The following is a 15,176-nucleotide window of genomic DNA, read 5'->3' on the forward strand; positions in this document are numbered from 1 at the left end:
CGCCGAGGTGCGTCATGGGGATGACGTACGGGACCGGCACGATGTGACGGCCACGCGACATCACGTGGGTCTCACGCACTGACCGGATAGTCGACATAGCCGCGGGCGTCGCCGGTGTAGTACGTGGACGGATCGCCGGCCGCCAGCTCCCGGTCCAGGGCGAAGCGGGTGACGAGGTCGGGGTTGGCGATGAAGTGGCGGGCGTACGACACGGCGTCGGCGCCGCCCTCCTCGACGAGGGCGTTCCCGGAGTCGCGGTCGAAGCCCAGGTTGGCGATGAAGGGGCCGTCGAACCGCCGGCGGTAGCGGGCGAACGCGGCGAAGTCGGGGGTACCGCCCGCCCCGGCGGTCTCCGGCCCGCGCAGGTGCAGATACGCCACGGGGCGGTCGTTGAGCTCGGCCACCAGCTCGTCGTACGCGGCCAGGGTCTCCGCATCCGCGGTGAACGTGTCGCCGGAGGTCCAGTACGGCGACAGCCGGACGCCGACGCGGCGCCCGTCCCAGGGCTCCGCGACCGCGTCGATGATCTCCAGCAGCAGACGCCGACGGCCGGCCCGGTCCGTGCCGTAGGCATCGGTACGGAGGTTCAGCCGCGGGTTGAGGAACTGCGCGATCAGGAACGAGCCGAGCGCACCGATCTCGACGCCGTCGAAGCCGGCGCGGCGGGCGTTCTCCGCGGCGGTCCGGAAGTCCGCGACGGTGGTGGCGATCTCCGCCCGGCTCATCTCGCGGGGCGTGACGGTGTCCTGGAAGCCGGTCGCGGTGAACGACCGCTCGTGCGGATTGACCGCCGACGGTCCGCCGGGCAGCGCGCCACCGAGGTGCGCGGGGTGCGAGGCGGCGCCGGTGTGCCAGAGCTGGAGCACGATGCGGCCGCCGAGGGCGTGCACGACGTCGGTGACCTGCCGCCACCCCGCGATCTGCGCCTCGTGGTAGATGCCCGGGACGTGGACGAAGCCGATCGCCCGCTCGCTGACCCAGGTGCCCTCGGCGACGATCAGGCCGGCGCCGGCCCGCTGGCCGTAGTGCACGGCGTGCAGGTCGGTCGGTACGAGGCCGGGGCCGGCGGCGCGCGCCCGGGTCGTGGGCGCCATCACCACGCGGTTGGGCAGCTGGAAGTCCCCGAAGTCCGCCGGCCGGAGGAGCGGCTGGGCCGTGCCGGCCGCCGTCGTGGCGGCCACCGCCCCGTCCGGAGCCGTCGCGGTGTGCGTCGTCGTGGTCGGGTGCGTCGTCGTGGTGGTCATGAGTGGTCACCTCGGTCGGATCGGATACGTCATAGAGGTGACGGGGCACGACGAGGAAAGGTGACCGATGGCCGGGCAGGACGCACTGGCGGAGCTTGCGGAACGGTTCGAGGCGCAGCGCGGCCGGTTGCGGGCCGTCGCCTACCGGATGCTCGGTTCGCCCGGTGAGGCGGACGACGCGGTGCAGGAGACCTGGCTGCGGCTCGGCCGCGCCGGCGCCGACGGTGTGGAGAACCTGGGGGCCTGGCTGACCACCGTCGTCTCCCGCGTCTGCCTCGACATGCTGCGCGCCCGTGCCGCCCGGCGCGAAGACCTGGTCGGGCAGCCGCAGCCGTCCGATCAGGCACGGGAGGCGGACGACGGCAGCGACCCCGAGCACGAGGCGCTCCTCGTCGACTCGGTCGGCCGGGCCCTGCTCGTGGTCCTGGAGACGCTGGGGCCGGCCGAGCGGGTCGCGTTCGTCCTGCACGATCTGTTCGCCGTGCCGTTCGACCGGATCGCGCCCATCGTGGAGCGCTCCCCGGTCACCACGAAGAAGCTCGCCAGCCGTGCCCGCCACAAGGTGCGCGGGACCCCCGCGGTCCCGGCCGCCGAGCTGACCCGGCAGCGGCGGGTCGTCGAGGCGTTCCTCACGGCGTCGCGCGAGGGCGATCTGAGCGGGCTGCTGGCCGTCCTGGCCCCCGACGTCGTACGCCGGGCCGACCCCGCCGTCCTGCCGCCGGGCGCCGCGTCCCTGGTCCGGGGTGCGCGGGCGGTGGCCGGGGAGACGGTGGCGCTCGCCCGCAACGCGCGGTTCGCGGCACCGGCGCTGATCGACGGGACCATGGGCATCGTGGTGGCTCCGCACGGCCGCCTGCTCCTGGCCCTGACCGTGCGCGTCGAGGACGAGCGGGTCGCCGCCTACGAGGTGATCGCCGATCCGGCCCGCCTGCGCCGGCTCACCCTCGCCGCCCCGGACGCGTGACCCGCCCCGGACGCGTGACAAGGCAGCACCGGAAAGTCAGGGCATGACCGCGCCGCCGCGATGTACTAGAGTTATCTCGACATCGAGATATCTGCCGAGAGGCGTACCGCGGCCGCACTAGTAAGGCGTGCCTAACTTAGGCTCACCTTAGCGGATGGGGCAAAACCCTGTGACGGCAGGATTGCGGTGGTACGCGCGAATTCATGCATGAAGGAGACTGTCGTGTCGGCGAACAGCTTCGACGCCCGCAGCACGCTGCAGGTGGGCGACGAGTCGTACGAGATCTTCCGGCTGGACAAGGTCGAGGGCTCCGCCCGTCTGCCGTACAGCCTGAAGGTGCTGCTGGAGAACCTGCTCCGCACCGAGGACGGCGCGAACATCACCGCCGACCACATCCGGGCGCTCGGCAACTGGGACTCGCAGGCCCAGCCCAGCCAGGAGATCCAGTTCACGCCGGCCCGCGTGATCATGCAGGACTTCACCGGTGTGCCCTGTGTCGTGGACCTCGCCACCATGCGTGAGGCCGTGAAGGAGCTGGGCGGCGACCCGGCGAAGATCAACCCGCTGGCCCCGGCCGAGCTGGTCATCGACCACTCCGTCATCGCCGACAAGTTCGGCACGAAGGACGCCTTCGGCCAGAACGTGGAGCTGGAGTACGGCCGCAACAAGGAGCGCTACCAGTTCCTGCGCTGGGGCCAGACCGCGTTCGACGAGTTCAAGGTCGTCCCGCCGGGCACCGGCATCGTCCACCAGGTGAACATCGAGCACCTCGCCCGTACGGTCATGGTCCGTAACGGCCAGGCCTACCCCGACACCCTGGTCGGCACCGACTCGCACACCACGATGGTCAACGGCCTGGGCGTCCTGGGCTGGGGCGTCGGCGGCATCGAGGCCGAGGCCGCGATGCTCGGCCAGCCGGTCTCCATGCTCATCCCGCGCGTCGTCGGCTTCAAGCTGACCGGTGAGCTCAAGCCCGGCACCACCGCCACCGACCTCGTGCTCACGATCACCGAGATGCTGCGCAAGCACGGCGTCGTCGGCAAGTTCGTCGAGTTCTACGGTGAGGGCGTCGCCGCCACCTCGCTCGCGAACCGCGCCACCATCGGCAACATGTCGCCGGAGTTCGGCTCGACCGCCGCGATCTTCCCGATCGACGGTGAGACGCTCAACTACCTGAAGCTGACCGGCCGTTCGGAGCAGCAGGTCGCGCTCGTCGAGGCGTACGCCAAGGAGCAGGGCCTCTGGCTCGACCCGGCCGCCGAGCCCGACTTCTCCGAGAAGCTGGAGCTGGACCTCTCCACGGTCGTCCCGTCGATCGCCGGTCCGAAGCGCCCGCAGGACCGCATCGTCCTCGCGAACGCCTCGCAGCAGTTCGCGCTCGACGTGCGCAACTACGTCGACACCGCCGACGAGGCCGGCAAGGAGTCCTTCCCGGCGTCCGACGCCCCGGCGTGCACCGACGGCGTTCCGTCGAACCCGGTCACCGTGACCGCCCCCGACGGCTCGACGTACGAGATCGACCACGGCGCCGTCACCGTCGCCGCGATCACCTCCTGCACCAACACGTCGAACCCGTACGTGATGGTCGCCGCCGCGCTCGTCGCGAAGAAGGCCGTCGAGAAGGGCCTGACCCGCAAGCCGTGGGTCAAGACCACCCTCGCCCCGGGCTCGAAGGTCGTCACCGACTACTTCGACAAGGCGGGCCTGACGCCGTACCTGGACAAGGTCGGCTTCAACCTCGTCGGCTACGGCTGCACCACCTGCATCGGCAACTCGGGCCCGCTGCCCGAGGAGGTCTCGAAGGCCGTCAACGACCACGACCTCGCCGTCACCTCGGTCCTCTCCGGCAACCGGAACTTCGAGGGCCGCATCAACCCCGACGTCAAGATGAACTACCTGGCGTCCCCGCCGCTGGTCGTCGCCTACGCCCTCGCGGGTTCCATGAAGGTGGACATCACGCGTGACGCGCTCGGTGTCGACCAGGACGGCAAGCCGGTCCACCTCGCGGACATCTGGCCGACCGAGGCCGAGGTCAACGACGTCGTGGCGAACGCCATCGGCGAGGACATGTTCAACAAGTCCTACTCCGACGTCTTCGCGGGCGACGCCCAGTGGCAGGCGCTGCCGATCCCGACCGGCAACACCTTCGAGTGGGACAGCGAGTCGACGTACGTCCGCAAGCCTCCTTACTTCGAGGGCATGACGATGGAGACCACCCCGGTCTCCGACATCACCGGCGCCCGCGTCCTCGCCAAGCTGGGCGACTCGGTCACCACCGACCACATCTCCCCGGCCGGTGCGATCAAGGCCGACACCCCGGCCGGCAAGTACCTCACGGAGCACGGCGTCGAGCGTCGTGACTTCAACTCCTACGGCTCGCGCCGTGGCAACCACGAGGTCATGATCCGCGGCACGTTCGCCAACATCCGCCTGCGCAACCAGATCGCGCCGGGCACCGAGGGCGGCTACACCCGCGACTTCACGCAGGCCGACGCGCCCGTCTCCTTCATCTACGACGCCTCGCGCAACTACATCGAGCAGGGCACCCCGCTCGTCGTGCTCGCGGGCAAGGAGTACGGCTCCGGTTCGTCCCGCGACTGGGCCGCCAAGGGCACCGCGCTCCTGGGCGTCAAGGCCGTCATCGCCGAGTCCTACGAGCGCATCCACCGCTCGAACCTCATCGGCATGGGCGTCCTGCCGCTGCAGTTCCCGGAGGGTGCCAACGCCGAGTCCCTCGGTCTGACCGGCGAGGAGACCTTCTCCTTCACCGGCGTCGAGGAGCTCAACAACGGCACCACGCCGCGCACGGTCAAGGTCACCACCGACACGGGCGTCGAGTTCGACGCGGTCGTCCGCATCGACACCCCCGGTGAGGCCGACTACTACCGCAACGGCGGCATCATGCAGTACGTGCTGCGGTCGCTGATCCGCAAGTAATCCCCGGCAACCGCACCCGGCGGCAGCGCCACGACGGGCCGCACTCCTCGACCGAGGGGTGCGGCCCGTCCGCGTGGGTGCGGCGGTGTCACCGCCCCGGGTCACCGGGTGTCCGGCGCTCCCAGCAGCTCGACCTCGGCGAGCGTGGCGGCGCCGTCGGGCACCAGCCGGTAGTGCCGGTAGTCCGCGGGGTGGGCGAGCGCGAAGACCCGGGTCTGGCGGTCCCAGGCGAACGACTCACCGGAGCGGCGGTCCAGCGGCGTCCAGTGACTGCCGTCCGCGGAGCCCTCCAGCCGCCAGCCGGTCGGCGCGGTGCCGCGGTCGGCCGAGGTGAGGGTGTACGAGGTGACCCGGGACGGCCGGGGCAGGTCGATCGGCGCCGCGGTGAGCGGGGCCGCCGTGTCGGAGGTGTTGTCGAAGAGCGGGCCGGCGGACGGGTCGGTGGTGTCCGCCGGCGGCACCGGCACCCCGTCGTCCTTGGTGAGGGACGTGGGCGCGGCGTGCGGACCGGTGCCCCAGGAGGACGGCCGGTCGCCCATGGTGAATTCGAGGGTCCCGCCGCGGGCGAGCAGCCGGTGCGGCAGCGCGGTGGAATTCCAGGGCTTTCCGTTGACCCGGAGGCCCTGTACGTAGACGTTGCGGGCGTTGTTGCGCGGGGCCTCGATGACGAGATCGCGGCCGTTCTCCAGGTGGATCGTGGCCTTGGTGAACAGCGGCGAACCCACCGCGTATTCGCCCTGGCCCATCACCAGCGGGTAGAAGCCGAGCGCGCTGAAGACGTACCACGCGGACATCTCGCCGTTGTCCTCGTCGCCCGGATATCCCTGGCCGATCTCACTGCCGAGGTAGAGCCGGGAGAGCGCCTCCCGGACCTTCTCCTGGGCCTTCCAGGGCTGCCCGGCCGCGTCGTAGAGATAGGCGATGTGGTGCGACGGCTGGTTGTTGTGGCCGTACATGCCCATCCGGGTGTCGCGGGCCTCGGTCATTTCGTGGATCACGTCGCCGTACGAGCCGGCGAATTCCTTGGCGGCGGTTTCCGGGGTGGCGAAGTAGCCGTCCAGCTTCTTCGCCAGCGCGGCGCGGCCGCCGTAGAGGTTGGCCAGGCCCCGGGTGTCCTGCGGTGCGGTGAAGGCGGCGGTCCAGGCGTTGGTCTCGGTGTAGTCGTTGCCCCAGACCCGGGGGTCGAACTTCTCCGGGGGCAGCCGCCAGTGGCCCTGGGAGTCCTTGCCCTGGAAGAAGCCGATCCGGTCGTCGAAGAGTTTGACGTAATTCCGGGCGCGGCCCAGGAAATAGTCGGATTCCTCCTTGTAGCGGGGCTTCTTGGTCTTCTCGTAGAGGGCCTGGCCCATACGGGCGATGCCGAAGTCGTTGAGATAGCCCTCCAGTGCCCAGGACATGCCCTCACGGGTGGCGGTGCTCGTGTAGCCGAGGAAGGGCGCGGTGTCCATGCCCTTGCGGCCGACGCCGGAGCCGGGCGGGGCGACCGTGGCGTTCTTGACGGCCGCGGCGTAGGCGGCCTCGGCGTCGAATTTCACGCCCTTGACATAGGCGTCGGCGAAGGCCACGTCGGAACTCGTACCGGTCATCAGGTCCGCGTACCCGGGCGAGGACCACCGCGAGATCCAGCCGCCGTCCTTGTACTGCTGGACGAAACCGTCGACCATTTTCCCGGCCCGCCGCGGGGTGAGCAGCGAATAGGCCGGCCAGGTGGTCCGGTAGGTGTCCCAGAAGCCGTTGTTGACGTAGATCTCCCCGTCGACGATCTTCGATCCGGTGCGGGTCGGGGTGTCGGGGCCGGTCTGCGGCGAGAACGGGCTCGCATAGCGGCTGCGCGAACCGACCTGCTCGAAACCGGAGTTGGGGTAGAGGTAGAGCCGGTAGAGGTTCGAGTAGAGGGTGGTCAGCTGGTCGCGGCCGGCGCCCTGGACCTCGATGCGGCCGAGGAGCGCGTCCCACCGCGCCTGCGCCCGCTGCTCGACGGTGCCGAAGGCGGTGCCGGCCGGGATCTCCCGGTTCAGGTTCGCCCGGGCCTGGTCCACGCTGATCAGCGAGGTGGCGATCCGCATGGTCACGGTCCGGTCGGCGCCCGGACGGAAGCGGAGGTAGCCGGTGACGTCCTTGCCGCCGCCTTCCAGCCTTCCGCCGCCGGTCACCGGTGCGTCGAAGACGCCGTATACGAAGAGCCGGGTGGCGCCGACGGACAGCCCGCTGCGGACGTCCGAGAAGCCGGTGACCACCCCGCGGTCGGTGTCCAGGCTCAGCCCGCCCTTGTTGTTGACGTTGTCGAAGATCAGGCTCGCCCGGTCGCCGGGGAAGGTGAAGCGCATCAGCGCGGCGTGGTCGGTCGGGGTGATCTCCGTCTTGAGGCCGTTGTCGAAGGTCACGCCGTAGTAGTGCGGCCGGGCGGTCTCGTTGCCGTGGTGGAACGGCAGCGCGCGGCCGGTGCGGGAGGCGTCCGGGGTGCCGTCCGCGACGGACGGCATCACCTGGAAGGTCTGCCGGTCGCCCATCCAGGGGCTGGGTTCGTGGCTGGCGCTGAACGCCTGGAGGGTGGGCAGGTTGTCGGCGTTGTTCTTCCGCGCGTACTCGTAGAGCCAGTCGGCGGAGCCCGCGTTGGTCACCGGGGTCCAGAAGTTGAAGCCGTTGGGGACGGCGGTGGCCGGGAAGGTGTTGCCGCGCGAGAAGCCGCCGCTGGAGAGGGTGCCGCGGGTGGTGAGCGCGTAGTCCGACAGATGGGCGAGCGGTTTCTCCGGCGGGGTGGGCCGGAGGGTGATGTCGTCGACCCAGCCGCGGAAGGCGGGCGTGGCGGAGGGGGCCTTGGGCGCGTCGTAGGCGACCAGGATCCGGTCGACGGTCTTGCCGGCGGCGACCGCGCCGATCCGCGAGGTGCGGTAGTTCCACTGGTTGACGTAGAGCGTCTTGGACGCGGCCTGGCCCTGCGGGGTCAGCGGGACGCCGTGCTGGTCGAGTGCGGACAGGTCGCTGAGGTACGTGCCGTCGGTGAAGGCCAGATCGACCGCGACATGGGTCGCAGGGTAGGACAGATCGGTTTTGGCCATCTCCGGGAAGACCATGTACGAGAGCGAAGTGGCCGCGGTGACCGGGACGTTGACGTCGAAGATCTTGTTGTACGCGTAACCGTGGCCCTCGGCGGTGTGGGATCCGGCGTACCGCAGAGCGTGCCCGCCGGTGAAGCCGGCGTGGGCCTTGGCGGTGGGGGAGTCGGTGGGGCCGGTGTCGGGGCGGGTGCTCATGCCGGGCGCCGCCGGGGTGGTCTCCGGGCTCACGCCGGAGGTCCGGGGCCTGCCGTCGGGGCCGGTCTCGGCGGTGTCGGTCCAGTCGGGCCGGGGCTGGCCGGGTTCGAAGGAGGAGCTGAACTCCGCGTCCGCGCGGGGCGTGTGGGGCGGCGCGGCCTGGGCCGGGCCGGGGAGGGTGAGGACGAGCAGAACGGCCGCCGTGAGGGCGGCCGGGCGGGTGATGCCCCGCAGATGACGGTGCCGGTGTCGGATCCGCACGCGAGCCCTCTCAACCAGGTTGACATCGTTGTCAGTTGAATGGCGCCAAGATAAACAGAGATAAGTAACGTGCGTGGGGACTTTGGTGTCAAGGGTGTCGCTGCGATCGGGGTGCCGATCGTGTCGCGGGTGATCCGCCGGGCCGCCGGCGGCAGATGCGCCGCATGTCCGCGAGGTCTCAACTAGGGAAAGATGCCCGTCCAACCCTGCATTCGATCTTGCCCCTTCGGCTGGAAGTGGACTATACCTGTCGGCGTCCGACCGGCCGTACGACCCAGGCCGTGGATCCGGGGGGAAAGCGGGGAACGGATGATTGACCCGCATTTCCCTAGCAGGCCCGGTGCACATCCCGTACAACTCAGCTTCATCTGACCCGCGGTGCCGGGGTGGCTCCGGTACACCGCCTGAGTCCTGAAGAAGGCGAGGACTTGAGCATGGGATCCACCTCAGAATTCAATCGTCGCGATCTGGTCAAGCGAGCCGCCGCCCTGGGGATCGTCGCGGTACCGGCCATGAGCGTGCTGTCCGCCTGTGCCAGCGGTGGTGGCGGCGACGAGGACAAGGTCGAAAAGGGCAAGAAGTCGGCGAAGAATCCGCTGGCGGTCAACGATTCGGCCGGCCTCGACGTGGTCATCTTCGACGGCGGATTCGGCGACAAATACGCCAAGGACGCCCAGGCCCTGTACGTCAAGTCCTTCCCGAAGGCCGACGGCAAGGTCAAGCTGTCCTCGACCCAGAAGATCCAGTCGACCCTGCAACCGCGCTTCAACGGCGGAAACCCCCCGGACCTGGTCGACAACTCCGGCGCCGAGCAGATGGATTTCGGCACGCTGGTGGCCAAGGACCAGCTGACCGACCTCACCCCGCTCCTGGACGCCCCCTCCGCCGACGACCCGAACAAGAAGGTGCGCGACACCCTGCGCCCCGGTGTCGTCGAAATGGGGCAGTTCGGCGGCAAGGAGACCTGGATCCTGTACTACGCCTACACGGTGTACGGCGTGTGGTACTCCCGGAGCAATCTGCAGAAGCTCGACGCGGAATACCCCGAAACCTGGGACGACATGCTCGCGCTCTGCGCGAAGGCCAAGAAGAAGGGCGTCGCCGGCTGGACGTACCCCGGTAAGTACCCGTACTACCTGCCCTTCAGCCTCTACCCGTTCATCGCGAAGATCGGTGGCGAAGAGGTCCTGAAGAAGATCGACAATCTGGAGCCCAACGCCTGGAAGGACCCGGCGGTCAAGGCGGCCTTCGAGGCCTATTACGAGCTGTACCGCAAGGGCTATGTGCTGAAGGGCTCGCCCGGCCTGGACCACCTCCAGTCGCAGAAGGCCTGGGCCGAGGGCAAGGCGCTGTTCATCCCCAACGGCTCCTGGGTGGAGAACGAGTCGGCCAAGCAGATCGCGAAGAACCCGAACTTCGACCTCGCGGTCGGTGCCCCGTCCAGCCTGTCCTCCTCCGACAAGATGCCGTACGGCACGATCTGGGCGTCCGGCGGCGAGCCGTACATCGTCCCGAGGAAGGCACGGAACGCCGAGGGCGGAATGGAATTGCTGCGCATCATGCTCAGCAAGCAGTCCGCGCAGAACTTCATCAAGCAGGTGTCCTCGCTGACCTCGCTCAACGGCGGCACGGAAGGACTGAAGCTGCCGCCGGGCCTGGCATCGGCGCAGGCCGCGCTGCAGAAGGCGGGCCAGAACATCGTCAATCCGCGGCTGCAGGACTGGTACGTGGCGCTGCAGAAGGAACGCATCGGGGTCGGTGCGCTGGGCGAGATGATGGCCGGCCGGATGACGCCCGACGAGGCCATCACGAAGATCCAGAAGTACGCGGACGAAACCCGCGACGATTCCAGCGTGAAGAAGTACAAGCGCTGACCGATACGTCGTCCGACGCGTCACCGGCGGTGGGAACGCAGGCAGAGAGCGGGATCGGTAGTCATGAAACACGGTAAGTACCGTTTCATCGCGGGGTTCTTGGTGCTCCCGCTGGCGATTTATGCGATCTTCGTGATCTCGCCATTCCTCCAGGCCATCTACTACTCCTTCACGGACTGGACCGGCCTGAGTCCGGACCTGCAGGTGGTCGGGTTCGACAATTACGCCCGCCTCTTCAAGGACGAGGTGTTCTGGGCGGCGGTGGGCAACAGCGTCACGCTGTTGCTGCTGCTGCCGGTGGTGACGCTCTCGCTCGGGTTGTTCTTCGCGTTCATGCTCAACGTCGGTGGCCGCCGCCGGAAGAAGGCGGTCATCGGCGGGGTGCGCGGCTCGGGCGCCTACAAAATCCTCTACTTCTTCCCGCAGGTGCTGTCGGTCCCGATCGTGGCGCTGCTGTTCCAGTTCGCCTACAACCCGGAGAGCGGCGCCCTGAACGCGTTCTTCCAGGCGATCGGGCTCGACAGTGTGCAGCCCGACTGGCTGGGGGATCCGCAGCTCGCGCTGTGGTGCGTGATGGCCGCCATGGTGTGGGCCAATGTCGGTTTCTACGTCGTGCTGTTCTCGGCCGGTATGAGTTCCATTCCGAAGGACTTCTACGAGGCCGCGCTGCTGGACGGCGCGAACCGCTTCAACACCTTCTTCCGGATCACCCTGCCGCTGCTGTGGGACACCGTGCAGACCGGCTGGATCTACATGGGCATTCTCGCCCTGGACGTTTCGGCCTTCGCGTTCGTGCAGATCATGAGCGTCGGCCCGGGCGGTCCCGACTATTCGACCGAGGTCCTTCCGCTGTACGTGTACCAGAAGACGTTCCGCGACGGTCAGGCCGGCTATGCGACCGCCATCGGCGTTTCCCTGCTGATCGTGACCCTGATCTTCTCGGGCATCGTCATGCGGCTGGGACGCCGCGAGCGACTGGAGTTCTGATGAGCGCGCAGACCGACCCCGCGGACCTCCCGGGCGTCACCAAGGAGCAGGGGCCGCCCGGCGGGGCCGCCTCGCGGGTGCCCGGGCCGCGCGCCGGACGCGGCGGCACGGACGGTGCGGCCGGCCGGAACGGCGGTGGCGAGGGCCGGGTCCTCAACGTCTTCTCGCACGGAGTGCTGGTCATCTGGGGCCTGTTGGTGACCATGCCGCTGCTCTGGGCGGTGGTCAGCTCCTTCAAGGACGACACCGAGATCTTCGGTTCGCCCTGGAGCCTGCCCTCGGTCCTGCACTTCGACAACTGGGCCCGCGCCTGGGACAAGGCGAACATGGGCCAGTACTTCCTCAACTCGCTGATCGTGGTGGGCGGTTCGCTCATCGGCACGATGCTGCTCGGGTCGATGGCGGCCTATGTGCTGGCCCGCTTCGACTTCCCCGGCAACCGCTTCCTCTACTTCCTGTTCGTCGGCGGCATGGGCTTCCCGGTCATCCTGGCGCTGGTGCCGCTGTTCTTCGTCATGAAGAACATGGCGCTGCTGGACAGCTACCACGGCCTGATCCTGGTCTACATCGCCTACTCGCTGCCGTTCACGGTCTTCTTCCTGAGCGGCTTCTTCCGGACGCTGCCCACCTCGGTGGCCGAGGCCGCGCTGATCGACGGCGCCTCGCACACCCGCACCTTCTTCCAGGTCATGCTGCCGATGGCCAAGCCCGGCCTGATCAGCGTCGGGATCTTCAACTTCCTCGGGCAGTGGAACCAGTACCTGCTGCCGACGGTGCTCAACGTCGGCGACCCGGACAAGAAGATGCTCACCCAGGGGCTGGTGGCCCTGGCGGTGAGCCAGGGATACAAGGGCGACTGGTCGGGACTGTTCGCGGGTCTGACGATCGCGATGCTCCCGGTGCTCGCCGCCTACATCATCTTCCAGCGCCAGGTGGTGGCCGGGCTGACCGCCGGCGCGCTCAAGTAGTGCCTGATCAGACCGTGCCTCCCGCCGGATTGCCGGCGGGAGGCACGTGCGCTGTGCTGGTTTCGGGGTCGATGAAGGACTTGACGGGAGGTGGCCCGGGCAGCTCAGCTTAGATTCACATGTTGGAGACAAGCCGGGCCCCGCTGTTGTGGCCCGGCCCGGCGGGCGGTCGTCGCGCCGTCCGTCCCAGGCGGGAGTGGATGAGTCGATGGAGACTCCGGGGTCGCAGTCCTCGCTGCACCGGGCCAATCTGGAGCGGGTGGTACGCGCCGTACGCATGGCGGGCTCGCTCACGCAGGCGGAGATCGCCCGGAGCACGGGGCTGTCCGCGGCCACCGTCTCCAACATCGTCCGGGAACTGAAGGACGGCGGCACCGTCGAGGTCACCCCCACCTCGGCGGGCGGCCGGCGGGCGCGCAGCGTCTCGCTCTCGGGTGACGCCGGCATCGTCGTGGGCGTCGACTTCGGCCACTCCCACCTGCGCGTGGCGGTCGGCAACCTGGCGCACCAGGTGCTCGCCGAGGAGGCCGAGCCGATCGATGTGGATGCCTCCGCCGCGGAGGGCTTCGACCGCGCGGAACACCTGGTCAACCGGCTGATCGCGGCGACCGGGATCGGCGCGGACAAGGTCATCGGCGTCGGCCTGGGCGTGCCCGGACCGATCGACGTGGAATCCGGGACGCTGGGCTCGACCGCGATCCTGCCGGGCTGGACCGGTACGAACCCCCGCCAGGAGCTGTCCGGGCGGCTCGGCGTCCCCGTGTACGTCGACAACGACGCCAACCTCGGCGCGCTGGGCGAGCTGGTCTGGGGCGGTGGCCGCGGGGCCGCCGACCTCGCATACATCAAGGTCGCCAGCGGTGTCGGTGCCGGGCTGGTGATCAGCGGGCAGATCTACCGCGGGCCGGGCGGCACCGCGGGCGAGATCGGGCACATCACGCTGGACGAGTCCGGGCCGGTGTGCCGGTGCGGCAACCGCGGCTGCCTGGAGACCTTCACCGCCGCCCGGTACGTCCTGCCGCTGCTGCAGCCGAGCCACGGACCCGATCTGACCATGGCGCGGGTGGTCCAGCTGGCCCGCGAGGGCGACCCGGGCTGCCGGCGGGTCATCGCGGACGTAGGCCGTCATATCGGTAGTGGTGTGGCGAACCTCTGCAATCTGCTCAATCCCAGCCGAGTGGTGCTCGGCGGCGATCTCGCCGATGCCGGTGAGCTGGTGCTCGCACCGATCCGCGAGTCCGTCTCGCGCTACGCAATTCCCAGCGCCGCACGGCAGTTGGGCATCGTCACCGGCACGCTCGGCGGTCGTGCCGAGGTGCTGGGCGCGCTGGCGCTGGTGCTGAGCGAGATGGGCGATTCGACCCTGCTCGACGGGGCGCAGAACGTGGATGCGCCTGCCCTGGCATGAGCGCTCTGCGTTCACACAGCTAACGCATGGCACCGTTGTCATCTCGTTAAGGATTTACTCCTTGACGGTCGGCTAGCGGCCGAGTTGACTTCCCCCACCTCGGCCGCAACGACGCGGCCTCGTCAGGGAGGCAACCCCAATGAACGTTTGGACGCGTCGCGTCGTCATAGGCACCGCCGCCGTCTCGATGGCCCTCTCCGTGGCCGCCTGCGGCAAGGCCGGAGACGGCGCCAAGGGCGGCGGTGGCGACAACAAGACCATCGGCCTGCTCCTGCCGGAGAACAAGACCACGCGTTACGAGACCTTCGACCGTCCGATGATGGAGGCGAAGATCAAGCAGCTGTGCAGCGACTGCACGGTGAAGTACAACAACGCGGCGCAGGAGACCGAGACCCAGAAGAAGCAGTTCGACGCGCTGATCACCCAGGGCGTGAAGGTGATCATCCTGGACCCGGTCGACTACAAGGCGACCCAGTCGTGGGTGAACCAGGCCGCCAAGAAGGGCGTCAAGGTCATCGCCTACGACCGTCTGGCCGAGGGCAAAATTTCGGCCTATGTCTCCTACGACAACGAGAAGATCGGCCGCCTCCAGGGGCAGGCGCTGGTCAAGGCGCTCGGCGACAAGGCCAAGGACAGCAATGTCGTCATGATCAACGGCTCGCCGACCGACCCGAACATGCCGTTCTTCAAGAAGGGCGCGCACAGCGTCCTCGACAAGCAGGTCAAGAAGGTCGCGTACGAGCAGGACATCCCGGACTGGTCGTCGGACGAGGCCAACAAGAAGATGAACGCCGCCCTCGACTCGCTCGGCAAGGACGGGATCCAGGGCGTCTACTCCGGCAACGACGGCATGGCCGGCGGCATCATCACCGCGCTGAAGCAGAAGGGCGTCAAGGTCCCGGTCGGCGGCCAGGACGCCGAGCTCGCGGGTCTGCAGCGGATCCTCAAGGGCGACCAGGCGTTCACCATCTACAAGCAGATCAAGCCGCAGGCCGACTCCACGGCCGAGATCGCGGTCAAGCTGCTCAAGGGCGAGAAGATCGACTCCCTGACGTCCACCAAGGTCGACAGCCTCAGCGGCGCGGTCAAGGGCATCCCCGCCAAGCTCTACGACGCGCAGATCGTGACCAAGGACAACATCGCCTCCACGATCATCAAGGACAAGGTCTACAAGGCGAGCCAGATCTGCACCGGCGACCTCAAGAAGGCCTGCGCGGCGGCCGGCATCAAGTAGCCGACGGCAGCACCTACCTCACCTCACCCACGGGGCACCACACGC

Annotated in this window: 9 protein-coding genes; 7 read left to right on the forward strand and 2 right to left on the reverse strand. The window is 68.8% G+C overall.

The genetic code is table 11. From position 1 onward, the window contains the following. Positions 1-71: 71 nt before the first annotated feature. On the reverse strand, positions 72-1,244 hold the full coding sequence (locus tag V2J85_RS22085) for an alkene reductase (RefSeq protein WP_261955168.1): 1,173 nt from the start codon (positions 1,242-1,244) through the stop codon (positions 72-74). Between the two features lie 67 nt (positions 1,245-1,311). Between V2J85_RS22085 and V2J85_RS22090 the strand changes: the two genes are divergently transcribed. Next, complete coding sequence (locus V2J85_RS22090; RefSeq protein WP_261955167.1) at positions 1,312-2,208, forward strand: sigma-70 family RNA polymerase sigma factor; 897 nt, start codon at positions 1,312-1,314, stop codon at positions 2,206-2,208. 222 nt (positions 2,209-2,430) lie between these two features. After that, the gene (acnA, locus tag V2J85_RS22095) at positions 2,431-5,145 is read left to right on the forward strand and encodes an aconitate hydratase AcnA (protein WP_315975441.1); all 2,715 of its coding nucleotides are present in this window, start codon (positions 2,431-2,433) and stop codon (positions 5,143-5,145) included. A gap of 101 nt (positions 5,146-5,246) precedes the next feature. Here the strand turns inward: acnA and V2J85_RS22100 are convergent, their stop codons facing one another. Continuing rightward, complete coding sequence (locus tag V2J85_RS22100) at positions 5,247-8,660, reverse strand: GH92 family glycosyl hydrolase (RefSeq protein ID WP_330822524.1); 3,414 nt, start codon at positions 8,658-8,660, stop codon at positions 5,247-5,249. A gap of 434 nt (positions 8,661-9,094) precedes the next feature. Between V2J85_RS22100 and ngcE the strand changes: the two genes are divergently transcribed. From ngcE to V2J85_RS22125, 5 genes are all read left to right on the forward strand, one after another. Beyond that, on the forward strand, positions 9,095-10,534 hold the full coding sequence (ngcE, locus tag V2J85_RS22105; RefSeq protein WP_265364903.1) for an N-acetylglucosamine/diacetylchitobiose ABC transporter substrate-binding protein: 1,440 nt from the start codon (positions 9,095-9,097) through the stop codon (positions 10,532-10,534). A gap of 63 nt (positions 10,535-10,597) precedes the next feature. After that, positions 10,598-11,521 carry a carbohydrate ABC transporter permease gene (locus tag V2J85_RS22110; RefSeq protein ID WP_261955163.1) on the forward strand — a complete coding sequence of 308 codons (924 nt, stop codon included), beginning with the start codon at positions 10,598-10,600 and terminating at the stop codon, positions 11,519-11,521. Next, the gene (locus V2J85_RS22115) at positions 11,521-12,489 is read left to right on the forward strand and encodes a carbohydrate ABC transporter permease (RefSeq protein WP_261955162.1); all 969 of its coding nucleotides are present in this window, start codon (positions 11,521-11,523) and stop codon (positions 12,487-12,489) included. The genes V2J85_RS22110 and V2J85_RS22115 overlap by 1 nt, the downstream gene beginning before the upstream one ends. 208 nt (positions 12,490-12,697) lie before the next feature. Continuing rightward, a complete protein-coding gene (locus V2J85_RS22120; RefSeq protein ID WP_261955161.1) occupies positions 12,698-13,897 on the forward strand; it encodes an ROK family transcriptional regulator in 1,200 nt (399 codons plus the stop codon). Between the two features lie 139 nt (positions 13,898-14,036). Continuing rightward, positions 14,037-15,131, forward strand: a complete 1,095-nt coding sequence (locus tag V2J85_RS22125; RefSeq protein WP_261955160.1) for a substrate-binding domain-containing protein — start codon at positions 14,037-14,039, stop codon at positions 15,129-15,131. Positions 15,132-15,176 lie beyond the last annotated feature (45 nt).

This window comes from Streptomyces bugieae (genome assembly GCF_036352915.1).
Taxonomy (GTDB): domain Bacteria; phylum Actinomycetota; class Actinomycetes; order Streptomycetales; family Streptomycetaceae; genus Streptomyces; species Streptomyces endophytica.

What these genes read in the sequence shown, in the direction of transcription:
- V2J85_RS22125 (WP_261955160.1), top strand. Translation starts at nt 14,037, where the DNA reads ATGAACGTTTGGACGCGTCGCGTCGTCATAGGCACCGCCGCCGTCTCG.
- V2J85_RS22120 (WP_261955161.1), top strand. Translation starts at nt 12,698, where the DNA reads ATGGAGACTCCGGGGTCGCAGTCCTCGCTGCACCGGGCCAATCTGGAG.
- V2J85_RS22110 (WP_261955163.1), top strand. Translation starts at nt 10,598, where the DNA reads ATGAAACACGGTAAGTACCGTTTCATCGCGGGGTTCTTGGTGCTCCCG.
- V2J85_RS22115 (WP_261955162.1), top strand. Translation starts at nt 11,521, where the DNA reads ATGAGCGCGCAGACCGACCCCGCGGACCTCCCGGGCGTCACCAAGGAG.
- V2J85_RS22090 (WP_261955167.1), top strand. Translation starts at nt 1,312, where the DNA reads ATGGCCGGGCAGGACGCACTGGCGGAGCTTGCGGAACGGTTCGAGGCG.
- ngcE (WP_265364903.1), top strand. Translation starts at nt 9,095, where the DNA reads ATGGGATCCACCTCAGAATTCAATCGTCGCGATCTGGTCAAGCGAGCC.
- V2J85_RS22085 (WP_261955168.1), bottom strand. Translation starts at nt 1,244, where the DNA reads ATGACCACCACGACGACGCACCCGACCACGACGACGCACACCGCGACG.